Raw genomic sequence first — 23,651 nt, 5'->3', positions numbered from 1 at the left:
GACACTGCCCGGCTCATTCCGGGATGCAGTGAGACATTAAGTTATTGAGATTTAAGGAAGATTAATTCCGGTGGCACCCAGTGAGAACGTATGACACAAGAAGAATACCCCTCCGGCGGGGGTATTTTCGCCAAGAAAAAGCGGGGTGATCAGAGGCCAAGCGCCGCGCGGGTTTTGCGCGGCAGGTTTGTGACGATCATGTCGTATGAGGTTTTGATGTGGGTCTTGAGATCATCGTCACTCAGCCCCGGATCGGCATGAACTTGCAACCATTTGAGGCCCCGCGAGGCCATGTAGGGCGCGGGGCGGATTCCGGGTTGGTCTTGCAGCACCTCGAAGGCCATCTCGGAGGCTTTGAAGGTATAGGCGTCCTTGCCGTCGTTCCATCCGGCTATGGCAAAGACCTTGCCGCCCAGTTTCCAGACATCCGCGCCGCCCCATTGCACCACATGGGTGGATTGCGGCAGGGTCGCGCAATAGGCGTTGAAGGCATTGCGCGACAGCATTAGGGTCGGCCTCCGGCGATTTCGGCGCATTGGCGGTTAACGCCTGTGCATCCGGCCATGGTACCGCAGCCTTTGACGATCGCCTGTTTTTCGCTGAGCAACGTTGCCTCCCTGTCTATCAAACGTGACCGTATCGGCTTTGATAGCCGTGGCAAGGGCGAGCCAGGAGAATCCCGGCAACACCCCTAGACATTCACGAAGGTGAATGCGTATCCTGCGCCGCAGAGATTCAAGGGAGAGCACAATGAAACCGATTTTCGCAGCGGCCATCGTGGCGGCGCTGGCGCTTCCGGCGCAGGCATCCGAGGATATAGCCGATCAATACCCGCAATCCGAGCTTTACGAAAAACCGGTTGAGGTCATCCCGCATGTGTTTTCCGCCATCGGGGCCACCGCACCGCCGACCTATGAAAATTCGGGCCATAACAACAACCTGAGCTTCATCCTTACCGGTGACGGGGTGGTGGTGATCAATGGCGGGGCCTCTTATCGCTTGGCCAAGGCCCTGCACGACGAGATCAAGGCCGTGACCGATCAACCGGTTAAGCTGGTGATCAACGAGAATGGTCAGGGTCATGCCATGCTGGGTAATTCCTATTGGGCCGAGCAGGGGGTTGATATCCTGGCCCATGTGGATGCCATCCATGAAATCGAGGAAGAGGGCGATTTCATCCTGCAAGGCATGCAGGGTTACAACCGCGACAAGGCCGAGGGCACCACGGTGGCTGTTCCGAACCTGAGCTTCGAAGACAAGCACGTTGTGGAAATGGGCGATGTGACGCTTGAAGTGCTGCACCTTGGCCCCGCCCATGGCCCCGGTGATACGCAGGTCTGGATTCCGCAGTGGGGGATCGTGATTGCCGGTGACATCGCCTTTCACGAACGCATGCCGCCGATTTTCCCGGGCAGTGATACCGATGCGTGGATTGACACCTTCGATGGTCCGTTCACCGATCTGGGGGCGACCTATGTGATCCCCGGTCACGGGCACCCGACCAACATGGCGCAGGTCAAACGCTATACCTCGGATTACCTGCGCGACATCCGCGCCAAGATCGGTGAGCATCTGGACAATGGCGGGGAACTGGCCGATGCCTATTACATCGACCAATCCGAATGGTCGCATCTGGACACCTTCGAGGAACTGGCCACCAAGAACGCAGGCCGCGTTTTCGAAGAGATGGAATGGGAGTGATCGCCAGTCCGCGCCTTGGGGCGCGGCAATCGCTCCGGGAAAGCGATTGTGACGATCACGGGCGGCGCCCGGCCTGCCTTCCACAGTCTACATTCGCGGATATGCAAATGCGGGCTTGACGAATGCCACGCAGATGGGACCTATGAACCGCGATGATGAAATGGTTGGATATGCCGCCCGTTTGGCTTCTGGGCTTCCTTGCATTGGCTTGGGTGCAGGTCTCGCGCTTTGATATGGGGCTAAGCTTTGGCGGGGCCTGGGCCGATTTCCTGGGTGGGCTGCTGGTGGGTGGCGGTCTTGTGCTGTTGGCCTTGGCGGTGATGGAATTCCGCAAGCATCGCACCACCATCCTGCCGCATGAAACGCCTGAGCGGATGATCCAAAGCGGCATTTTCAAACGCACGCGCAACCCGATCTACCTGGGCGATGTGATGCTTTTGTCCGGGTTTATCCTGTCGTGGGATGCGGTTTTGTCGCTGCCGCTGATTCCCGTTTTCGTCTGGGTCTTGGAAAAACGCTTTATCGAGCCCGAGGAAGACCGCCTCCGCCGCACCTTTCGAATGGATTTTGCGCGCTATGAGCGAAAGGCGCGACGTTGGATTTGACCAGATGCGACATTCCTTGCATCGAAACCGGTGGAAAAATGTGAAATAAACCGTCAAAGCTCGTAGCGAGCCGGAATCTTGGGCCGCCCTTGGCCCACAGAGACAAGAACAGGAAACGGGGGAAACGACCTTGAAGATCGGAACACCGAAGGAAGTGATGGAGGGCGAAGCGCGTGTTGCGATGACGCCCGAGTCAGCGCTTCAGCTTCAGAAACTGGGATATGACTGCGCCATCGAGGCCGGGGCCGGGAAGGCCGCGGGCTTTGCCGATGCTGCCTATAAGGAGGCGGGCGTTGAAGTCATCAAATCGGCGGCGGCGCTGTACAAAGCGGCCGATATCGTCGCCAAGGTGCGCCCGCCCACGGAAACCGAGGCCAAGCGCCTGCGCGCCGATCAATTGCTGATCTCCTTCTTCTGGCCCGCCCAGAACGAAGCGCAGATGGAGCAATTGGCCAAGAAAGGCACCTCTGTCATCGCGATGGACATGGTGCCGCGGATTTCGCGTGCCCAGAAGATGGATGCGCTGTCGTCGATGGCCAATATCGCGGGCTACCGCGCGGTCATCGAGGCCGGCAACAACTTTGGTCGCTTCTTTACCGGGCAGATCACCGCCGCCGGTAAAGTGCCGCCTGCCAAGGTTCTGGTTGTCGGTGCCGGTGTGGCCGGTCTGGCCGCCATTGGCACCTCGACCTCGCTTGGAGCTGTGACTTATGCCTTCGACGTGCGGCCCGAAGTGGCCGAACAGGTCGAATCCATGGGCGCGGAATTTGTTTACCTCGATTTTGAGGAAGAACAGCAGGACGGCTCCGGCACAGGCGGCTATGCGGCCCCGTCGTCTCCTGAATTCCGCGAGGCGCAGCTTGCCAAGTTTCGCGAACTGGCACCCGAGGTGGATATCGTCATCACCACGGCCCTGATCCCCAACCGCGAAGCGCCCGAGCTTTGGACCGAGGATATGGTCAAGTCGATGAAACGCGGCAGCGTGATCGTCGATCTGGCCGCCGAAAAGGGCGGTAACTGCAAACTGACGGTGATGGACGACAAGATCGTGACCGACAACGGTGTCACGATCATCGGCTACACCGACTTCCCGTCACGCATGGCCACGCAGTCCAGCTCGCTTTACGCCACCAATATCCGTCACATGATGACCGACCTGACACCGGAAAAAGACGGTCAGGTTAACCATGACATGGAGGATGACGTGATCCGCGGGGCCACCGTGGCGCATGCGGGCGAGGTTACCTTCCCACCGCCGCCGCCCAAGGTGCAGGCCATCGCGGCCCAACCCAAGAAGGAAGAGCCGAAGGAACTGACGCCGGAAGAAAAGCGCGCAGCGGAGGTGGCCGCTTTCAAGGCGCAGACCAAGCAACAGGTCACGCTTTTGGGCATTGGGGCTGTTCTGCTGTTGTCGGTGGGCCTGATTGCGCCTGCCAGCTTCATGCAGCACTTCATCGTTTTCGTTCTGGCGGTCTTTGTCGGCTTCCAGGTGATCTGGGGCGTCAGCCACAGCTTGCACACCCCGCTTATGGCGGTGACGAACGCGATCTCCTCGATCATCATTCTGGGGGCGCTGATGCAGATCGGGTCAAGCTCGTTCCTCATCACGCTATTGGCCGCGCTGTCGGTCTTCATGGCCGCGATCAATATTTTCGGCGGCTTCCTCGTGACACGGCGCATGCTCGCCATGTTCCAGAAATCTTAAGGAGGTAGGCACAATGGATTACGGATTTACCATTGCGGCCTACGTGGTCGCGGCAGTTCTCTTCATCCTCAGCCTTGGCGGGCTGTCAGGGCAAGAAAGCGCGAAACGCGCGGTGTGGTACGGGATCGTCGGCATGGCAATTGCCATCGTCGCCACCTTGATCGGACCGGGGCAGGGCCTGTGGCTTTTGTCACTTGTCCTGATCGCCGGGGGCGGTGCCATTGGCTACCAACTGGCAACCCGCGTGCAGATGACGCAGATGCCCGAACTGGTGGCGATCATGCACTCGCTTGTCGGTCTGGCGGCCGTCTTCGTGGGCTTTAACGCGCATATCGAACTGGGCCGGGTGGCCGCGGCCTTTGTGGGCGAAGGCCTGCAATTCCCGCGCCCCGAAGAGGTCACAGCCGAGGCCGTGGCCTTCGCCAAGACCTTCTCGGGTTTTGCGGCCATCGTCGCCAAGAAAACCGCCGTCGAGGTGGGTATCCTGCGCGTCGAACTGGTGCTGGGTGTCTGGATCGGGGCCGTGACCTTCACCGGCTCGATCATCGCCTATGGCAAGCTGGCCGGCAAGGTCGACTCGGCGGCGAAAAAGTTACCGGGCGGTCATATCCTGAATGCCGGGGCGGCGGGTCTCTCGGTGATCCTGGCGATCATGTACCTTGGTGGTGCAGGTGGTTGGACGCTGGTCCTGCTGACGCTTCTGGCGCTGTTTATCGGCTATCACCTGATCATGGGGATCGGCGGCGCCGACATGCCCGTGGTGGTCTCGATGCTCAACAGCTACTCGGGCTGGGCGGCGGCGGCCATCGGCTTTAGCCTTGGCAACGACCTGCTGATCGTGGTGGGCGCGCTTGTCGGCTCGTCGGGTGCGATCCTGTCGTACATCATGTGCAAGGCGATGAACCGCTCCTTCATCAGCGTGATCCTTGGCGGCTTTGGTGGTGCGGCAGGTCCCGCAGCCGAGGTTGAGGGCGAGCAGGTCGCGATTGACGTTGACGGCGTGGCACAGGCCCTTGACGAGGCGGCTTCAGTCATCATCGTGCCCGGCTACGGCATGGCCGTGGCCCAAGCGCAGCAGGCGGTCAGCGAGTTGACCAACAAGCTGCGCGGGCAGGGCAAGGAGGTGCGTTTCGCCATTCACCCCGTCGCGGGCCGCTTGCCGGGGCACATGAACGTGCTTCTGGCCGAGGCGAAGGTGCCCTACGACATCGTGCTGGAGATGGACGAGATCAACGACGATTTCCCCGATACGGATGTTGTCATCGTCATCGGCTCGAACGACATCGTGAACCCCGCAGCCCAAGACGACCCCAACAGCCCCATCGCCGGGATGCCGGTGCTGGAGGTCTGGAAGGCGAAAAACGTCTTCGTGTCGAAGCGGGGGCAGGGGACCGGCTATTCCGGGATCGAGAACCCGCTGTTCTTCAAGGACAATACGCGTATGTTCTATGGCGACGCCAAGGACAGCATGTCGGCCCTGCTGGGCAAGATCGGCTAAGCCTTGTGCTTGTGAGGATTGGAAAAGGGCGCTCTGGACGGGCGCCCTTTTTTATGGGTTGGAGAATGCGAGAAGCCGCGCCAATGACGACGCGCGCGGTGGCGTTTGATCCCGCATGGGCGGGCGTACTTTATGGTTGCCGTGTCCGAGGAACCTAACGCGGCGCTCTGTCGTTGCTAAAAAGCCGCCGCGTCCGGGCGCGTCGTCTTTGGCCCGGCGGGCTTCGCCCTTGATTACGCGCCTGCGCATTTAACTGAGGGCAAGATGCCCAACCCCTGTGCAGTATACCTTTGTATTCCCGTAAATCCTTGGTTTGACGGAAGAATTCTGTTTCTCTAGGGGCTTGTCCACGTTACCCTAAAGGCCAACCCACCGCCGGAGAGCGCCCCATGACGCCCATCGAAGACCACCCGCTGCGTTATCGTCTGGCCAATGAGCTGCACGCGCGGCCCTTCCCCTCGATGCAGGTGCCGACTACCGCCGCCTATCTGGCCATCAAGCGGCCCGAGGGGGCCGCGGCGCGCGACCGGCAGGCGGATATGGACCACCTGATTGCCCTGCTGGACCGGCACGGTGCGGCGCACCCGCAACCCGGCGCCACGCATTACTTCGGGCGTATCGGGCGGCACATGCTCAAATGGGAAAGCCATACCGAGTTTGTGACCTATACAGCCTTTACCGATGGCCTGTCTTCGCGCCCCTTCGACCCCGCCGATTTCGAGGTTTTCCCCAACGATTGGCTGAACGAGGCCCCCGGCGTGCGGATGACCTCGGCCCTCATCCGCGTCAGCCCGTGGAAAGACAAGGATACCATCCGTCACCAAATCGCCGAATGGTTCGTGCCTGAAAGCGTGGCCGTGGCACGTGTGCTGGACGATGCCGCCGTCGTGGCGGGCGATTTTCGTATTGATCCGGCAGGCCACCTGCGCTTTGCCGTCACCGTCGGACCAGACACCGGGCAGCGCCGCGTGGGCCGGGTAATCCAACGCTTGTGCGAGATCGAAACCTACAAGGCGATGTCGATGCTGGGCTTCTCAAGGGTGCGCGAAATGGGGCCGCGCATGGGCGAGCTGGACAGCCAGCTCAGCCAGATGATCGGCGACATGACCGGCGAGGCGACGCGCGCCGAGGACACCCTCAAAAGCCTGTTGTCGATCTCGGCGGAACTCGAAAGCATGGTGGCGCAATCCTCGTTCCGTTTCGGAGCCACTGCGGCTTATGAGAAGATCGTCAACCAAAGGATCGAGGTGCTGCGCGAGGAACGTTTCGAGGGGCGGCAGACCTTCTCGGAATTCATGATGCGCCGCTATGACCCCGCGATGCGCACGGTGAAATCGACCAAGGACCGGCTGGATGCCATGTCAGACCGCGCGATCCGCGCGGGTGAATTGCTTCGAACGCGAGTAGACGTTGAGCGCAGCGCCCAGAACCAGGCCCTGCTGGAAAGCATGAACCAACGCGCCGATATGCAATTGCGCCTGCAAAAGACGGTCGAAGGGCTGTCGGTGGTGGCGATCAGTTACTACGCGGTCTCGCTGGTGGGCTATCTGCTTTACCCGCTGGCGGCGATGCTGGGGATGTCCAAGGGGATGATAACCGCGCTTGTGACCCTGCCGGTCGTGGCGGTGGTCTGGTGGGTAATCCATCGCATCCGCGAGAAGATGGAATAGGATGGAACCGCCGTTTTCTTGAAGGGAAATCGGCTGTCTTCCTATCCCTTAGCCGATCACGTCCAGCACCGTGCCAAAGGTGATCCGCGCCACCTGCACCAAGTCACCGAACGGCACGCACTCATCGGGCTGGTGGCAACGGCGGAAATCGCCGGCGCCGTAGTTCACGCAAGGGATGCCCGCATCCACCACGAAATTGCGCATGTCGCTGCCATAGGGCGGCCCCCAGATGCGCGGCTCGGCCCCGTCAACTTCTCGGGTGTTGCGCGATAAAACCTGCACCAGTTCGCTGTCCAGCGGTGTTTCCGTGGCCTCGTTGAGATCGACGAAACTCACCTTACCACGCACGCCTTCGCGGCCACCAATCGCCTGAGTCAGCCGTTCGCGCAGGTCCTCGCCCACGGCCTCGACGCTTTCGTGTGGCAGCATCCGCCGATCCACCAGCATCACGGCCCGCCGCGCGCGGGAGTTATGGGTCTCGCCCGCGCTCACTTCGGTCACCCGCGCGGCGGGGCTGTCGAGCAGGTGATGCTTTTGCTGGCATACCTCTTCATGCAGCGCCTCGACCTCGGCCATGAAGCGTTGCACCACGTGCATCACGTCCGGCGCATCCGCGGCACTCAGCCCGCAATGCGCCGATGGGCCTTCCACCTCGACCCGGTACCAACAGGCCCCGCGCGTGCCGGGACCGATTTGGCTGTTGGTGGGTTCCATGGTGATCGCCATATCCCCGGTATAGCCCTTGGCCAGCAGGGTCTTGGTGCCCGGCTCGTCGGTTTCCTCGCCCATCGGGAATTGCGCCATCAGGGTGCCGGGAAGCCCCGCGTTGCTGTCATGCAGGGCCTTCAAGATCGCCATGATCGAGGCAAGCGAGCCCTTCATGTCACAGGTGCCCAACCCATAAAGCAGATCGCCTTCTTGCGTGACCTCGAAGGGCGGTTTGGTCCAGCGCGCCTCGTCCCCCGGCGGAACGGTATCCATATGGGCGTTGAGGATAAAGGTTGGACCATCGCCCCTGCCGCGCACCCATGCGACCACCTGTGGCCGCTCGGGCTCGGGTTCGGGCACCAGTTCCACCTCGATGCCCCATCCGGCGAGCGTGTCATGGATGAACTGCGCGTACTCGGCTTCCTGCCCCGGCGGGTTGACCGTGGGGATGGCCACCAGTTTCTTGGTTAGTTCCAGGATCAATTCGGCATCGAGTGCAGCCAGTATGTCGGGTTTATTGGCGTTGCTCATGGCGGCCCCTCCCTTGATCGCTCAAAGGGGACTATGCCGCGTGAAAACGCGAAGGCAAGCGGTTAGCGGTTGTCGGGGTCTTGCGATGCGTCCGGATCGGGCTGCCCCACGCCCTTGAAGATGAACTTGAAGGGCAGAATCCAGACCACGCCAAGGGCCACGTAGATCAGGAATTCCAGCCAAATCGCGGGGCGGTCAAACAGGTTCACCACCGTGACCGCCGCCACGATATAGGCTGGCATTCCGATCAAAAGGATCGCAAGGGACCAGCGCTTGCGCGCCTTGTAACTCAGGGCCATGTCGCCTCCGGCATCAATCCGCGAAGGGGTCTGTCACAAGGATCGTGTCATCCCGCTCCGGTGAAGTGGACAGTAGTGCGACAGGGCAGTCGATCAACTCTTCCACGCGGCGGACATATTTGATGGCATTGGCGGGCAGGTCCGCCCAACTGCGCGCGCCTTCGGTGGATTCGCTCCAACCGGGCAGTTCTTCGTAGATGGGTTTGCAGCGCCATTGCTCGTCGGTCGCGGTGGGCAGGTAATCCAGCCGCTGGCCGTCCAACTCGTACCCCACGCAGATCTTCAGGGTCTCGAACCCGTCCAGAACGTCAAGTTTGGTCAGGGAAATGCCGGTCACCCCCGAGGTTGCACAGGTCTGGCGCACGAGGGCGGCGTCAAACCAGCCACAGCGCCGTTGCCGCCCCGTGACGGTGCCGAATTCATGCCCGCGTTCGCCCAGGCGCTGGCCGTCGTCGTCCTGCAGCTCGGTAGGGAAGGGGCCTTCGCCAACGCGGGTTGTATAGGCCTTCACGATGCCCAGAACATAGTCGATCGCGCCCGGGCCCATGCCAACGCCGGTGGCGGCCTGACCTGCGATCACGTTCGATGAGGTGACGAAAGGATAGGTGCCGAAATCAATGTCCAGAAGTGCGCCTTGGGCGCCTTCGAACAGGATGCGTTTGCCCGCCTTGCGCTTGTCGCTCAGGACCTTCCAGACCGGGGCGGCATAGGGCAGCAACTTATCCGCGATGACCTTGAGCTGTGCGATCAATGCGTCGCGGTCCACGGGCTCGATCCCCAGCCCCTTGCGCAGCGGGTCGTGGTGTTGCAATGCGCGGTCGACCCGCGCCTCCAGCGTGGCGTCATCGGCAAGGTCCGCGACACGCACCGAGCGGCGGCCCACCTTGTCTTCGTAGGCCGGGCCGATGCCGCGCCCGGTGGTGCCGATCTTGGTGCCCTTGCTGGCCGCTTCCTCGCGGGCGCGGTCCAATTCACCGTGGATCGGCAGGATCAGCGGTGTATTCTCGGCAATCATCAGGGTGTCGGGCGAGATATCGACGCCCAGGTCGCGGATCGAGTCGATTTCGTTCACAAGGTGCCAGGGGTCCAGCACCACGCCATTGCCGATCACGCTGAGCTTGCCGCCGCGCACCACGCCCGAGGGCAGGGCATTCAGCTTGTAGACCTTGCCGTCGATCACCAGTGTATGGCCCGCGTTATGGCCGCCCTGAAAACGTGCGATGACATCGGCGCGCTCGCTCAGCCAATCCACGATCTTGCCTTTTCCCTCGTCACCCCATTGGGCGCCCACGACGACGACGTTTGCCATGATGATCCTCTTGCATGAAACTGCGGGTCAAAACCCGGCACCGTATAGCGAATGCAAGGGCCGGGGGAAACCGCAAACTCGCCCCTGCGGCAAGCTGAACAAGCGGGCCTGTTTGGACCCAGGGCATTTCGTACGAGTCGTACGATGCCCCCCCGGGTTTCGTACGAAATTCGGCGGGTCCGGCGGCGCCACCGTACGAGTCGTACGAAACTGTACGTTTTGTACGGACTGTACGTGGGTTTTGTACAGAAATCGGGGGTGGGCCGAGGCGGGGGTGTACAGACTGTACAGAAGGCCCCGCCACGGACCGCCCCGCACGGTGGGGCAAGACAATGTTAACGGTTTTGCGGGAAGGTTGGTGGCGTGGAACTGGCGCGAGGTGGATTGAAGCGTGATTTGGGAAGGGCAAACATGGAGGTTCGGATTGCGAATTCAGGGGGAGGTATGGGATGGCAGGTGTTAGGCCGGGAGGGGTATTGGTTCTGTACCTGCAACGGATACACCCGTCTGAAGGGGCGGGAAGCGGGCTTTCGCTGCAGTCAGCACAGTCGGCAGAAATGCGTAGAATCTGACACAAGCTCAGCCTGTTGGGTGGGTTGCGTAGGGGAATGTGGCACCTTAACGTTGCAAACAGTAACCTTGCATTAAGCGATTGTTGATATATATGGCAACACTGATAGAGTTGTGCGAGTCGAGGGTTCTTGAAGTCATCGACCCGTTGGAAGCAGGCGAGCTTCCGTGGAGGATGTTGTATGCGACGATGGAATTCATTGAGTGGCTTGATGGCGAGCTTCCAGAAATTGAACACAACATACTCTACTCCGACCTTACACCAATTGAGCAAGTTTTCGCCGTATTCTACGAGTATGTCGTGGGTGAAAATTTCTCATCAGACCGAAGGTTTAAGAAGCTACATTACACGCCAGATCATCATGTATGGGAGTTCAAGACGGACGAAGTTCGGGTGTTTGGTTGGGTCCCACAGAAAGATGCTTTCATCTGTTGCTTTGGCGACAGCAAAGACAACATAGAAGTAAATAGTAGCTATGGCCGTTACATAGCTCAAACCGCCTACGTCCGGAATATGATGGACTTGGATGAACCAAAATGCCTCGAAGGTAGGAGCTACTTAGATGTCGTATCAGATGCGCATTGACCCGAAATCAAGAAAGTCAGCTAGGTTTATTTCTGGACTGCAAAAGAAGATTCAAAGAGCCCTTCTTGAATCTGGGAAGACCCAACAAGAGATCGCGAGCATTCTGGGCGTTGATCGATCGGTTGTAAACCGGCGACTAAAAGGAAGTGCGAACCTGACCGCACGTTCGATCGCTGAATTTGCGTATGCTTTTGATAAGGATGTCAAAATTGAGTTTGTAGATAAGGATGCTGCTGCTCTCACAAATTGGACACTCTCATCCGGAAAAGTAATCGAGATCGACGACACGTCAAAATCCTACGCACGAGGGACCGTCGAGCCAGATACAAAGTATGTTTTGGAAAGAGCTGGATCGTGAATACTGAGCCTTACGGAATCACTACCTTTTGCGATGACATTAGGCATGAAATCAATGGCAAGCTAACGCTTGTGGGCTGCTATGCCAGTTCTCTCAACTTCAATGGTCCGCCGCCAGGGATCTTGCCAACTTTCGCGGCCTTAATTAATCTTCGTGTCCCTACAAACATTCAATTCGAGAAGATTTCCTTGCGTGTCATTAAGACGGAAGGAGACGAAGAAACGACGATATTAGAAGCCGAAATTGAAAATTCTGAAGACCATAACGAGCCTTCCCCCGCATCTGTCGCAGGCAGTAAAGAAGACGGGAAAGTATTATTAATGGCTTTTCCATGCCAATGGACGCCGATGAACTTCTCGAAGCCGGGGCAAATTAAAGTCAGAGCGTATTTGGATGATGACCGGGAAGTTCGGTTGGGTGCTTTATCTGTGATGTTCACAGAGCAACCTGCAGAAGATCATCCTGCAGGGTAGAAGTTTCGCCGGCTTCAATGTGGATCTCGTGTTTCTCTCCGGCCTTAACGCAGGCGTACTCTGCGAGATTAACGATGCCCGGGTACCCCCGGGCTTAACCAGTCATTCGCCGCACTCTGCTCGAATGGCCGCTTTGGGCCGGGTACGTCGAGAAACCGCCGATGGATCGCGACTTTCCAAAGCCCCCTCCCTCCGCTCCGCTGCCATTCCCTCCATCCGCGCGGGATCAAGGGCCGTAGGCCCGCCGCCGGGAGGTCACGCGCCAGTTGCTTGGATGAAATGCCTTCGCCTCGAGGGGCGTTCGCCGCACCGCGGCCCGGCGATGCGCGGCTTTTCGACAGTGGAGTGATCTTGGCCAGTTTCACTGGGCACCAAGGCGGTTGTGTTTCGAGCTATGATGCACGCGCGGGGGAGGGGGCTCCATCCCGACACCATCGGCAGGAGGTGCCCCTGTTTAAGCGAGGCCGGGAAGCCACAGGGCGATCGCGGGAAAGGCCGCAAGCAAGCCGATTGTCACCGCGTCGGCGATGAAGGCGGGCGGCGTGATTGCCTTGGCCACCGCAGAAGGCGTGAGCGCGGCGCTGGCAACGACGCAACCCGTGCCGCCGATGCCGCTCTATACGCTTGCAGGCCTTGGCGCTGCCTGCTGATCCCCGATGGATCGAAGGCTATGTGAGTTCTGCGTTTCCTGGTCCCGGCGGGGGGGCAAACATTGGAGCCGCCGCAGCGACAGCCACACCAAGCCCCGCATAACGGCATTCAGACCAGCGGGATCGCCTTCAGGACGATATCATCGAGCCCCGCGCCATCGGTTTCGGCGTAGGCCCGCAGCTGGCTTCGCATGCGTGGTTCCCAGAAGTCGTTGATATGCGCGGCAACCTTGGCCGGGGCGTCCTCGTTCGGCTGTGATTTGAAGAAGGTGGCGATCTGGTTTGCCATGCGGACCATTTTTTCAGGCGACATGTTCGGCCTCGTCGGTGATACGGTGGGGATGGGAATAAAGATCGAAACCGCCGGACCGCGCAAAAGCGGCAAGGGTGATCCCGGCCTGCTGTGCAAGGTGTACGGCAGCGCCGGTCGGGGCCGAGACCGCGATCAGCACGGGAATGCCGGCCATGGCGCATTTCTGCACCAATTCGACCGAGAGCCGCGATGTCATGACCGCAGCGCCGCTCGCGGGTGCGATGCCCTGTTGCAGCAACGCCCCGATCAGCTTGTCCAGTGCGTTGTGGCGGCCCACATCCTCGCGTGCGAGGGACAGGCCCCCACCGGGGGACAGGAACCCGGCGGCGTGGGTGGCGTGGGTGAGGTCGTGCAGGTGTTGATGGGGCCGCAGGGCATCGGTTGCGCGGGCCACGTCGCCAGGGTCAAGGCGCAGATCTGTCTCGACGCGTGGCACCGGCCGCACGGCCTGTTCAAGGCTGTCGATGCCACACAGTCCGCAGCCCACCGGCCCGGCCATGGCACGACGGCGCGCGATGAGCATATCGGCCCGGTCCTCGCTCAGCCAGAACCGCGCTTCGAGTCCCTGCTCGTGATGGATGATTTCGAAGTCCTCGATCTGTGCAAGGTCGTTTACGATTCCCTCGGTCAGGGCAAAGCCATGCGCAAAATCCGACAGGTCCGCAGGGGTCGCCATCATCACCGCCTGTGTTGTGCCGTTGAAGACCAAGGCAACGGGGACCTCCTCGGGCAGTGCGCGATGGATGTCGCGCACGCCCTCGGTGCGGTGTGTCCGACCCGCGGTGCTGATATGGCCGCTAAGGGGGGCGCGCATGGTCATTCCGCCGCTGGCAGAATGCGGCGCGACCGTTCGGCCTGAGCCGCGTAATCTTCTTGCCAGTCGGTTGGCCCGTTCGAGGGCGCCACTTGCACAGCCGTCACCTTGTATTCCGGGCAATTGGTCGCCCAGTCGGAATAATCGGTGGTAATGACGTTGGCCTGCGTGTCCGGGTGGTGGAAGGTCGTGTAGACCACGCCGGGGCTGACACGATCGGTCACTTGCGCCTTTAGCGTCGTTTCGCCCGAGCGCGAGGCCAGTCGAACCCAATCGCCATCCTTCAAGCCTCGGTTCTCGGCGTCATGGGGGTGGATTTCCAACACATCGGCCTCATGCCACACCACGTTTTCGGTGCGCCGTGTCTGGGCGCCGACATTGTATTGCGACAGAATGCGCCCAGTGGTGAGCAACAGTGGGAAGCGTGGGCCGGTCTTTTCATCCGTCGCCACGTATTCGGTCACGATGAACCGCCCCTTGCCGCGCACGAATTCATCGACATGCATGAGCGGGGTGCCCTCGGGCCGCGAGTCGTTACAGGGCCATTGCACGCTGCCCTTTTCTTCGAGCACATCATAGCTGACCCCGGCAAAGCTTGGTGTCGTTGCGGCGATCTCTTCCATGACCTGGCTGGGGTGGGTATAGGTCCAGCCCGCCCCCATCGCATTGGCCAGCAGCTGCGTCACCTCCCAATCGGCATAGCCGTTCTTGGGGGCCATGACTTGGCGCACGCGGTTGATCCGGCGCTCGGCATTGGTAAATGTGCCGTCCTTTTCGAGGAAGGTCGAACCGGGCAGGAAGACATGCGCGTAATTCGCGGTCTCATTGAGGAAGAGGTCATGCACGATGACACACTCCATCGCGGCAAGCCCCGCCGCCACATGTTTCGTATCCGGGTCCGATTGCAGGATATCCTCGCCCTGACAGTAAAGCCCCTTGAAGCTGCCTTCGACTGCCGCGTCCAGCATGTTGGGGATGCGCAGGCCCGGTTCCGGGTCGATCTCAACACCCCAGGCGGATTCGAAGATGTTTCGCACCTCGGGTAGTTTAACGTGACGATACCCCGGCAGTTCATGCGGGAAAGAGCCCATATCGCACGATCCCTGCACGTTGTTCTGACCGCGAAGCGGGTTCACGCCAACGCCGGGACGACCGACATTGCCGGTCAGCATGGCAAGGTTGGCGATCCCCATCACGGTGGTCGAGCCTTGGCTGTGCTCGGTGACGCCCAGCCCGTAGTAGATCGCACCATTGCCGCCGCGGGCAAAGGTGCGGGCTGCCGCGCGCAGTTCATCGGCGGGAACGCCGGTCAGAAGCTGCGTCGACTCGGGGCTATGACGGGGATCGGACACGAACTCGGCATAGACCTGGAACTCGTCCCAATCGCAGCGTTCGCGGATATAGGCCTCGTCCATCAGGCCTTCGGTTACGATCACATGCGCCAAAGCCGTCACGACGGCAACATTGGTCCCCGGCGTAAGGGCCAGATGATGTGCGGCCTCGATATGCGCCGATTTGACAAGGTCGATACGGCGCGGGTCGATCACGATCAGCTTGGCACCGGCGCGCAGGCGCTTTTTCAAGCGGCTGGCAAAGACCGGGTGGCCGTCGGTCGGGTTGGCCCCGATGACGATAACCACGTCGGTTTGCTCGACGCTGTCGAAATCCTGCGTGCCCGCGCTGGTGCCGAAGGTCTGGCCCAGCCCGTAACCGGTGGGCGAATGGCAGACACGGGCGCATGTATCGGTATTGTTGTTGCCAAAGACCGCACGGGTCAGCTTTTGCACAAGGAAGGTTTCCTCGTTGGTGCAGCGGCTTGACGTGATGACGCCGATGCTTTTCTTGCCGTGCTTTTCCTGCAACCCGCGCAGGCGGGTCGCGGCGAAGGACAGCGCTTCGTCCCAGCTGACTTCGCGCCAAGGTTCGTCAATGGTATCGCGGATCATGGGGTTCAGGATGCGATCGCGGTGGTTGGCATAGCCATAGGCAAAGCGGCCCTTGACACAGGAATGGCCGCGGTTGGCCTTGCCGTGCTTGTAGGGCACCATGCGGACCAGTTCATCGCCCTGCATCTCGGCCTTGAACGAACAGCCAACGCCGCAATAGGCGCAGGTGGTTACGACCGACCGATCCGGTGTGCCCATCTCGATGATGGACTTTTCCTGTAGGGTTGCGGTGGGGCAGGCCTGCACGCAAGCGCCGCAGGACACGCAATCCGACGACAGGAAGTCATCCCCGGCAGCGCCTGCCGACACGCGGCTGTCGAACCCCCGGCCCGAGATGGTCAGAGCAAATGTGCCCTGCACCTCTTCGCAGGCGCGGACGCAGCGGTTGCAGACGATGCATTTTGACGGATCGTAGCTGAAATAAGGGTTGGAATCATCCTTGGGCAGCCATTCGGGGTTGGACTCTCCGCTGGTGTTGCGCGCTTCGAAATGGTTGGCGAGGCCACCGGTTTCCGGGGCCTTGTAGCGCACGTCGCGCAGGCCAACGGCACCTGCCATGTCCTGCAATTCGCAATCGCCATTGGCCGCGCAGGTCAGGCAATCGAGCGGGTGGTCGCTGATATACAGCTCCATGACGCCCTTGCGGATCTTGCGCACCTTGTTCGAGTTGGTGTCGACCACCATACCCGCCGTGACCGGCGTGGTGCAGGAGGCAGGCGTGCCGCGGCGGCCTTCGATTTCCACCGCGCACAGGCGGCACGAGCCGAATGCCTCAAGATTGTCCGATGCGCAGAGTTTGGGAATCTGAATGCCGATCTCGGCGGCGGCGCGCAGCACCGATGTGCCTTCTGGCACGGTGACGTCAAAGCCGTCGATGGTCAGGGTGACGGGTTCCCCGGTCTTGGCGGGGGTGCCCATGTCGCGGTCGTCTGGAATGATGAAATCCTTCATTCTGCGGCCTCCTTCAAGCGTGCGAAATCGTCAGGGAAATGGGTGACGGCGGACATCACCGGGAACGGGGTGAACCCCCCAAGGGCACACAAAGAGCCGTCCTGCATCGTCTCGCAAAGGTCGGTCAGCAGCGGCAAGGCCTCGGCGTCCCCTTCTGCAATCCGGTCGAGGGTTTCGACACCACGGACTGCACCGATCCGGCAGGGGGTGCATTTGCCACAGCTTTCCACGGCGCAGAATTCCATCGCAAAGCGTGCCATACCCAGCATGTCGGTTGTGTCGTCGAACACCGTCAGACCCGCGTGGCCGATCAACCCGCCCGCTGCGTCGAATTCCTCGTAGCCCAGCGGCGTGTCGAACTTGGAAACCGGCATATAGGCGCCCAGCGGGCCGCCGACCTGCACCGCCTTGACCGGGTGGCCCGTGGCGCTGCCGCCGCCAAGATCATTCACGACCTCGCCCAGCGAAATACCAAAAGCGGTCTCGAACAGGCCGCCGCGCGCGACATTTCCGGCGATCTGAAGCGTCACCGTTCCGCGCGACCGGCCAAGGCCGAAATCGGCGTAGAACTGCGCGCCCTTTTCGAAGATCACCGGCACAGTCGCCAGCGAAATCACGTTATTGACCACCGTCGGCTGGCCGAGGAACCCTTCCAGCGCGGGGAGCGGCGGCTTGGCCCGCACCACGCCGCGTTTGCCTTCGAGGGAGTTCAGAAGCGAGGTTTCCTCGCCACAAACATAGGCGCCCGCGCCTTTGCGAATTTCCATGTCGAAAGCGCGCCCCGAGCCAAGCACATCCGGACCAAGCACGCCTTGCGCACGCGCGATCTGGACCGCGCGGGTCATCACGGCAATCGCGTCGGGGTATTCCGAGCGCAGGTAGACATACCCCTTTGTCGCGCCAACGCCGAGCCCGGCGATGGCCATGCCCTCGATCAGGGTGAAGGGGTCGCCTTCCATGATCATCCGGTCGGCAAAGGTGCCGCTATCGCCCTCATCGGCATTGCAGACGATGTATTTTTGCGGCGCATCCGCGTCATGCACCGTCTGCCACTTGATGCCAGTAGGGAAACCTGCACCGCCGCGCCCGCGCAGGCCGGAGGCCTTGACCTCATCGACGATGTCCTGCCCGGACATGGGAAGCGCGCGCTTCAGCCCTTCAAGGCCGCCATGCGCCGCGTAATCCGACAGGTTCAGCGGATCGACCACGCCGACACGGGCAAAGGTCAGACGCGTCTGCCGCTTCATCCAGTCCAACTCCTCGATCGGGCCAAGCGCCTTGGTGCTGCTGCCGTCAAGGATACCGGCCACGTCGCCCGGCTCGGCTGGACCGAAACCGTGGCGTACGCCATCAATCTCGACCTCGACCAGCGGTTCAAGCCAGATCATGCCGCGTGTGCCGGTGCGCAGGATCTCGGCCTCGGGCGCGGCTTCGCGCAGGGCCGCAACCACCTCTTCGGCACCAAGCGCCTTGGCGGCGCTGTCCATGGGAACGTAAATCTTCATGCGCCCGCCTCCGCCAGTAGCCTGTCCAGTTTCGCCGCGTCGACCCGGCCAACAACACGGTCATCCATCATAGCCGCCGGTGCGCAGGCGCACAGGCCAAGGCAGTAAACCGGCTCTACCGTTACCGTGCCGTTCGCGGTCGTGCCGTGCCAGTCCAGCCCCAGCTTGGCCAGCAGCCCCTCGGCCAGTGCCGCGCTGCCAACCGATTGGCAGGCCTCGGCGCGGCAAATCTTCAGAACATGCCGGCCCGCGGGCTTGTCGCGGTAGTCGTGGTAAAAGCTGATGACGCCGTGCAATTCGGCACGGGTAATGTTCAGCGCTTTGCAGATGGGCTCGTGCGCCTGTGCGGGAACGTATCCGAACGCCTCCTGCAGGGCATGCAACAATGGCAGAAGCGGCCCTTCAAGGGTGCAATGGGCCTCAACGATCTGGTCAATTTCCTCGGCGTCGATGGCAGTGGCGGGGTGGGCCATGGCTGTCGTCCTCCTGTTTGGAATACCTTGGCACACCACCGCGGGGTAGTATCAATAACGCAGTTTCGTGACGCGATAGGCGTTTTCTATCGAGCGGCTCATTGCAGCTTGCGCGCTTCCGACAGGAGCTCGGAAAGGACCGGTGTTCTCGGGTCGCGGTGCGGCATGATCAGGCCAACATTTTGTTGCCGTGTCGCACCTTCAAGCGGGATCAAGGCCAGATTTTTACCGCCAGACAGAAAATTTGCGATGTCCTTGGGCAGAACGGTCATGCAATGCCCGGACGCCACCGTTGCCACCAGGGCGATGATCGAATTCGACTCGATGCAGGTGGATGGCGTGACGCTGTTTTCGGCGAACAGCTGGTTGATGATGCGGCGGTTCTGCATATCCGGGGTCAAAAGGGCCAGCGGCTGGTGATCAAGGTCATTCCAGGCGACGCTGCGCATTTTCGCGAAAGGAGAGGACTGTGCACATACGAGGATATAATTCTCAATATACAGTTCTGCGGTATCGACGCGCCCCAGTGGCTCATTCGCGAGATAGGAAATTCCGGCATCGACCTCGAAATCGTCAAGCATTTGCAGGATTTCGCGGGAGGTTCTTGAAAGGATCGTAAACCGCACCCTGGGATGACGTTCCGCAAAAGCGGTGCAAAGCCGTCCTGCCCATGTCTGAGCGGTTGGAATAACGGCCAAGCGAACTTCGCCCGAAAGCCCGCGACGACTAAAGCGCATCTCGTCTCGCAATTGCTTTGCGTCGCCGGTGATACGCTTGGCCCAAGTGAGCGCGGTTTGTCCTTCCGGTGTCAGCCCCCCAAAACGCGATCCGCGGTGAACAAGCTGAACACCGAGTTGTTCCTCAAGCTGCTTGATGCCTGCTGACAGGGTTGGTTGCGCAATATTCAACCGCTCGGCGGCTCGACCGAAATGACCCTCTTTGGCCAGCGCTATGAACATTTCCAGCTTATCAAGCATGATAGAAAAATCCGATTGAAAGATGCCAATGTAATCAGCATCAGCCGATAAACAGAGTAAAGGGCGCCTGCGACAGGCGCCCCTTCAAAAGCGTCACTCCACCGGAACGGTCTGCAATTCCGGTTCGTCGTGGTGGTGATGTTCCTTCACCGGTTTCATCAGCAGATTGGCGAAGAAAGCCACGACCAAAAGCGCCGCCATGCAATACATCGTGGTATTATAAAGCGACGGTGTGGGGTCGATCGTGCCCTCGGGCGCGATTTCCATCAGCTTGGCGATGGTGACGGTCTTGGCCGTGACCAGCTGATCCAGTTGCGCCAATGGCGCGCCGAATTTTTCGGCAAAGGCGGCCGGGTCAACCTTGGCTGCCAGATCCTCAATCGCGTTCGTCACCGACATCTGACGCAGCGAGGTGATGGCCAAAGGCCCAAGCACGCCCGCGGTGGACCATGCTGTCAGCAGCCGCCCGTGGATGCCCCCCACATGCATGGTGCCGAACATGTCCGCAAGATAGGCCGGGATCGTTGCGAAGCCGCCGCCATACATTGAGAAAATGATCATCGTCGCCGCATAGAAGCCGACCAGGTAGATCATAGCCGGGTTTGTGGCGACCGCAGAGGCGAAGTACGGAATCGACAGATACAGGATCGTGCCCAGCACGAAAAAGCACATGTAGGTCGCCTTGCGCCCGATATAGTCCGAGGTCGAGGCCCAGAAGAAGCGACCGACCATGTTGAAAACTGAAATCATCAGCACGTAGGTCGAGGCAAAGGCCGCGGTGACCACAAGGGGCATCACAGTCCCAAAGATTTCAGACATCATCGTCTTGGCGACACCGATCACACCAATGCCCGCCGTCACGTTGAAGCACAGCATGACCCAGAGCTGCCAGAACTGCGGCGTCTTCAACGCCTGGTCGATATGCACGTTGTTCTGGCTGACCATCCCCGAGGCCACGGGTTTCGGCGTCCAGCCTTCGGGTTTCCAGCCTTCTGCCGGGACACGGTACTGGAACGCCGCCAGGATCATCACGGCAAAATAGACGATGCCAAGTGTCATGAAGGCCTGCGCGGCGCCGGTGGCCCCGGTGCCCACGACATAGACCCCCGCCTGCCCACCAAACTCGGCGGCTTGCGCGGCAGAGGCAATCACCACCTCGACCTTGCCCGCAGCGGTTTCAGCAAAGACACGGCCATTTTCAACCACAGTCGCGACGGCGTCCTGCGTGCCGAGGAAATCAGGGGCCTTGGCATAAAGGCTCAGCAGCCAGCCCTTGACCGGCGCCGCAATCATCGCGCCGCCGCCAAAGCCCATGATCGCCATGCCCGTCGCCATGCCCCGCCGATCCGGGAACCAACGGATCAGGGTCGATACGGGCGAAACATAACCAAGGCCAAGCCCGCAGCCGCCAAACACACCATAGCCCAGGTAGACGAGCCACAACTGGTGGCTGGAAATCCCCAGCGACCCGATGATGAACCCGCCCCCCCAAAGGAGTGCGGCCACGACGCCAACCATGCGAGGGCCGACCTCTTCGAGCCATTTTCCGGCGAATGCGGCCGCAAGCCCAAGGAATACGATTGCCACTGAAAAGATCCATACGACCGAGCTCAGGCTCCAGTCGTCGGCGCTGGATGCGACAACGCCCAACTCACGCGTCAGCGGCGGGTTGAACACCGACCACGCATAGACGGAGCCGATGCAAAGATGGATGGCGATGGATGCCGGCGGTACCCGCCAGCGGTTGAATCCGGGTTCGGCGACGATATGGCTTTTGTGCAAAAAGCCCAACGCGCCGCTTGAGGCGTTGCTCATGATTTTTTCCTCCCTTTGATGTCCCTGAGGCGCCGTCCTCCCAGCGCGCGTGAGGGGCATGCAACGGCATGCGGACCTATAAAGGGTCGCTGACGGCTTGCGTCGTCAAGATTTTTTTAATATTTAAAACAATGACTTAACCATCATTTTGTCCGGAATTCATTTGCGACAGGCGCCGCATTTGGAACATTCTGTCCAGCGGGCTGATCTATATCCGCTCAATTTCGCGACATACTGTCCGGATCGCGCGGTGCTGCATTTTCTTCGGTCCGAAGTCTGACCTCGAACCGACTGCCCTCTCCGGGAGTGGAGGACGCAGTGATCTGTCCACCTGCGCGACTCACAATCTGGCGGCTGATCGACAGGCCCAGCCCGGTGCCTTGCGCCTGCTTGGTGGTGAAGAAAGGGTCGAAGATCCGCGCCAGCGTATCTGGATCAATCCCGCTGCCGGTGTCCTCGACCGTCACGACCACATCCGGACCGTCATCCGCCGTGATCACCCGCAGTGCACCGCCATCGGGCATGGCATGGACCGCATTCAGGATCAGGTTCACAACCACTTGCTGTAATTCAGTCCGTGAGATACGGGCAAAAGACCGGCTGTTCGTTTCCACCGTTCCGCGAATACCCGATGCTTCGATTTGATGCTGGGTCAAGACAAGACAATCGCGCACCACCTCGGTTGGGTCCACGCTTTGATCGGTGCCGGAATAGTCCTCTGGCCGGGCAAATTGCAGCAGTTTCGAGACGATCACACCGATGCGATAGACCTGGTCGTCAATCAAGCGAAACTCTTCGTCGGCCTGTGCCGCTGCCTCACCGAGGTTGCGACGGGCAAGATCGAGGTTGCCTTGGATCACCGCCACCGGATTGTTGATCTCATGCGCGACAGATGCGGTGATTTCCCCCACGGCGGCCAGCTTCTCGGACAGGATCAGCCGTTCGGTTGTTTGTTCCAGCTGACGGTTCGCCTCCTGCAATTCATGCGTGCGCCCGGCAACCTTTTGTTCCAATGTCTCGCCCCACTGGCGCAGCTCGTGGTCGCGCTGTTCCAGCCGGTCGAGAAGCGCATCGAAGTGCCGCGCCACCTGGGCGATTTCGCCATCGGCGCCGACCAGCGCATTGCGCGCGCTCAGATCGCCGCTTTCGACCCGATCTATGGTGCGCGTCATGCCTTCAAGCGGGCGAAAGATGTGCCCAGCCCAGCGCAAGAACACGGGCACCGAGGCAAGAGCGATAAAAGCAAAGGCGAAGCCCAGTGTGATTATGGAATTGCGCTTTGCCGCGCTGAAGGGGGTTTCGAGAAACCCGACATAAAGCATGCCCACGGGCGTGCCGAAGCTGTCGAGGATCGGCTCATAGGCAGAGATATACCAGTCGTTCACGACAAAGGCACGATCAAGCCAGGTCTGCCCTTCGCCCAGCACCTGCGCGCGGACCTCGGCCGACACGCGGGTTCCCAGTGCGCGGACGTTTTCGAACAGGCGTACGTTGGTCGAGATACGGACATCGTCCAGGAACAGGGTGGCGGTGCCGCGGCTGCCTTCCGGCAGGCTTTCGGCGCGATAGACCAGCGCGTTGATTGTATCGATAAAGTCCAAGTTGCGGTTCAACAACATGCCACCTGCCAACGCGGCCCGCGTGCCGTCAGGCAGGGTTAAAGGTGCGGCGGAATGAATGACCATGCCGCGGGTTTCGATGGTTCGGTCGGTCGGCACGGCCCCGCGTGTCGGCACCAGCGGAATCTCGGCCTGCGTGGACATGTCCGGCGACAGGGCCCGAAGCGTCCGGGCATCAAACACGTCGATGCCGCTTTGCCATTTTCCGCTCAGGGCGCTTTGCACGACCGGCCAGTCGGATTTGCGTTCGATCCGCAGAAAATTCAGCCCAAGGCTGGCCCGCTTCTTTGCAAGGAAAGCATCGGCGTTCCCGTCCTGTAGCGCATTCCGCAGTTCAAGGGACCGCGCGATCGCGTCGACCCTTTCCCCCGATGTTTCAATCAGCCGGCCAAGGTATTGGTCCGCAATGGTAAGATCACCTGTCACCTTGTTGAGAAGGAGTGAATCCACCTTCTCTGACCACCGCAAAACGGTGCCACCCAGCAGGATCGGCAGCAAAACCAGCATCGGTAGCAGTGCAATCACCAGCAGCCGCACCCGGACCGACCGTAGGGCCTTGGGCAGGCGCGGCACCG

At 60.6% G+C, this 23,651-nt stretch carries 20 protein-coding genes; 8 read left to right on the top strand and 12 right to left on the bottom strand.

Annotated features, from left to right (window positions below; translation table 11 throughout):
- Positions 1-149: 149 nt before the first annotated feature.
- Positions 150-503, bottom strand: coding sequence for an MmcQ/YjbR family DNA-binding protein (locus RBB32_RS13890; RefSeq protein WP_306153463.1), 354 nt, complete (start codon positions 501-503; stop codon positions 150-152).
- Positions 504-750: 247 nt separating this feature from the next.
- Here RBB32_RS13890 and RBB32_RS13885 point away from each other — a divergent pair, with 247 nt between their 5' ends.
- From RBB32_RS13885 to RBB32_RS13865, 5 genes are all read left to right on the top strand, one after another.
- A complete protein-coding gene (locus RBB32_RS13885; RefSeq protein WP_306153450.1) occupies positions 751-1,701 on the top strand; it encodes an MBL fold metallo-hydrolase in 951 nt (316 codons plus the stop codon).
- A gap of 155 nt (positions 1,702-1,856) precedes the next feature.
- Positions 1,857-2,306 carry an isoprenylcysteine carboxylmethyltransferase family protein gene (locus RBB32_RS13880; RefSeq protein WP_306153461.1) on the top strand — a complete coding sequence of 150 codons (450 nt, stop codon included), beginning with the start codon at positions 1,857-1,859 and terminating at the stop codon, positions 2,304-2,306.
- Positions 2,307-2,436: 130 nt separating this feature from the next.
- On the top strand, positions 2,437-4,011 hold the full coding sequence (locus RBB32_RS13875; protein ID WP_306153448.1) for a Re/Si-specific NAD(P)(+) transhydrogenase subunit alpha: 1,575 nt from the start codon (positions 2,437-2,439) through the stop codon (positions 4,009-4,011).
- 13 nt (positions 4,012-4,024) lie between these two features.
- On the top strand, positions 4,025-5,509 hold the full coding sequence (locus RBB32_RS13870) for an NAD(P)(+) transhydrogenase (Re/Si-specific) subunit beta (RefSeq protein WP_306153446.1): 1,485 nt from the start codon (positions 4,025-4,027) through the stop codon (positions 5,507-5,509).
- 389 nt (positions 5,510-5,898) lie between these two features.
- Positions 5,899-7,179: a DUF3422 family protein gene (locus RBB32_RS13865; protein ID WP_306153443.1), complete on the top strand. Its 1,281-nt coding sequence runs from the start codon at positions 5,899-5,901 to the stop codon at positions 7,177-7,179.
- 48 nt (positions 7,180-7,227) lie between these two features.
- Here RBB32_RS13865 and RBB32_RS13860 read toward each other — a convergent pair whose 3' ends face one another.
- The 3 genes from RBB32_RS13860 to RBB32_RS13850 all read right to left on the bottom strand — a co-directional run bounded on the left by RBB32_RS13860 (position 7,228) and on the right by RBB32_RS13850 (position 10,026).
- Positions 7,228-8,418 (bottom strand): M20 family metallopeptidase, encoded by a 1,191-nt coding sequence (locus tag RBB32_RS13860; protein WP_306153441.1) that lies wholly within the window; start codon positions 8,416-8,418, stop codon positions 7,228-7,230.
- A 62-nt stretch (positions 8,419-8,480) separates the two neighbouring features.
- On the bottom strand, positions 8,481-8,717 hold the full coding sequence (locus RBB32_RS13855) for a DUF2842 domain-containing protein (RefSeq protein WP_306153439.1): 237 nt from the start codon (positions 8,715-8,717) through the stop codon (positions 8,481-8,483).
- A gap of 13 nt (positions 8,718-8,730) precedes the next feature.
- Complete coding sequence (locus RBB32_RS13850) at positions 8,731-10,026, bottom strand: adenylosuccinate synthase (RefSeq protein ID WP_306153437.1); 1,296 nt, start codon at positions 10,024-10,026, stop codon at positions 8,731-8,733.
- A gap of 664 nt (positions 10,027-10,690) precedes the next feature.
- Between RBB32_RS13850 and RBB32_RS13845 the strand changes: the two genes are divergently transcribed.
- Genes RBB32_RS13845 through RBB32_RS13835 form a run of 3 tightly spaced genes read left to right on the top strand, consistent with a single transcriptional unit; the run spans position 10,691 to position 12,013 of the window.
- A complete protein-coding gene (locus tag RBB32_RS13845; protein ID WP_306153435.1) occupies positions 10,691-11,182 on the top strand; it encodes a hypothetical protein in 492 nt (163 codons plus the stop codon).
- The gene (locus RBB32_RS13840; protein ID WP_306153433.1) at positions 11,160-11,540 is read left to right on the top strand and encodes a helix-turn-helix transcriptional regulator; all 381 of its coding nucleotides are present in this window, start codon (positions 11,160-11,162) and stop codon (positions 11,538-11,540) included. Before RBB32_RS13845 ends, RBB32_RS13840 begins: the two co-directional genes overlap by 23 nt.
- Entirely contained in the window at positions 11,537-12,013 is a 477-nt protein-coding gene (locus RBB32_RS13835) for a hypothetical protein (protein ID WP_306153431.1), read from the top strand. The genes RBB32_RS13840 and RBB32_RS13835 overlap by 4 nt, the downstream gene beginning before the upstream one ends.
- Before the next feature lie 759 nt (positions 12,014-12,772).
- On the opposite strand, the gene RBB32_RS13830 is transcribed toward RBB32_RS13835, so the two are convergent.
- The 8 genes from RBB32_RS13830 to RBB32_RS13795 form a co-directional block, all read right to left on the bottom strand.
- Positions 12,773-12,976, bottom strand: coding sequence for a formate dehydrogenase subunit delta (locus RBB32_RS13830; RefSeq protein ID WP_306153429.1), 204 nt, complete (start codon positions 12,974-12,976; stop codon positions 12,773-12,775).
- Positions 12,966-13,790, bottom strand: coding sequence for a formate dehydrogenase accessory sulfurtransferase FdhD (fdhD, locus tag RBB32_RS13825; RefSeq protein WP_306153427.1), 825 nt, complete (start codon positions 13,788-13,790; stop codon positions 12,966-12,968). The genes RBB32_RS13830 and fdhD overlap by 11 nt, the downstream gene beginning before the upstream one ends.
- A 2-nt stretch (positions 13,791-13,792) precedes the next feature.
- Positions 13,793-16,687, bottom strand: a complete 2,895-nt coding sequence (gene fdhF / locus RBB32_RS13820) for a formate dehydrogenase subunit alpha (RefSeq protein ID WP_306153425.1) — start codon at positions 16,685-16,687, stop codon at positions 13,793-13,795.
- Positions 16,684-18,192, bottom strand: a complete 1,509-nt coding sequence (locus RBB32_RS13815; RefSeq protein ID WP_306153423.1) for an NADH-quinone oxidoreductase subunit NuoF — start codon at positions 18,190-18,192, stop codon at positions 16,684-16,686. The genes fdhF and RBB32_RS13815 overlap by 4 nt, the downstream gene beginning before the upstream one ends.
- Positions 18,189-18,665 (bottom strand): formate dehydrogenase subunit gamma, encoded by a 477-nt coding sequence (locus tag RBB32_RS13810; protein ID WP_306153421.1) that lies wholly within the window; start codon positions 18,663-18,665, stop codon positions 18,189-18,191. Before RBB32_RS13810 ends, RBB32_RS13815 begins: the two co-directional genes overlap by 4 nt.
- Before the next feature lie 98 nt (positions 18,666-18,763).
- The gene (locus RBB32_RS13805; protein ID WP_306153418.1) at positions 18,764-19,642 is read right to left on the bottom strand and encodes a LysR family transcriptional regulator; all 879 of its coding nucleotides are present in this window, start codon (positions 19,640-19,642) and stop codon (positions 18,764-18,766) included.
- Between the two features lie 93 nt (positions 19,643-19,735).
- Positions 19,736-21,457: an OFA family MFS transporter gene (locus RBB32_RS13800; RefSeq protein WP_306153416.1), complete on the bottom strand. Its 1,722-nt coding sequence runs from the start codon at positions 21,455-21,457 to the stop codon at positions 19,736-19,738.
- 218 nt (positions 21,458-21,675) lie between these two features.
- Complete coding sequence (locus RBB32_RS13795; RefSeq protein ID WP_306153414.1) at positions 21,676-23,649, bottom strand: cache domain-containing protein; 1,974 nt, start codon at positions 23,647-23,649, stop codon at positions 21,676-21,678.
- Positions 23,650-23,651: the final 2 nt, after the last annotated feature.

Origin of the sequence: Roseovarius sp. MMSF_3281 (assembly GCF_030733685.1) — a bacterium.
In the GTDB taxonomy this organism is placed as follows: Bacteria; Pseudomonadota; Alphaproteobacteria; order Rhodobacterales; family Rhodobacteraceae; genus Roseovarius.
Note: the sequence above shows the minus strand (reverse complement) of the source record. Positions and strands in the feature narration are given on the sequence as shown.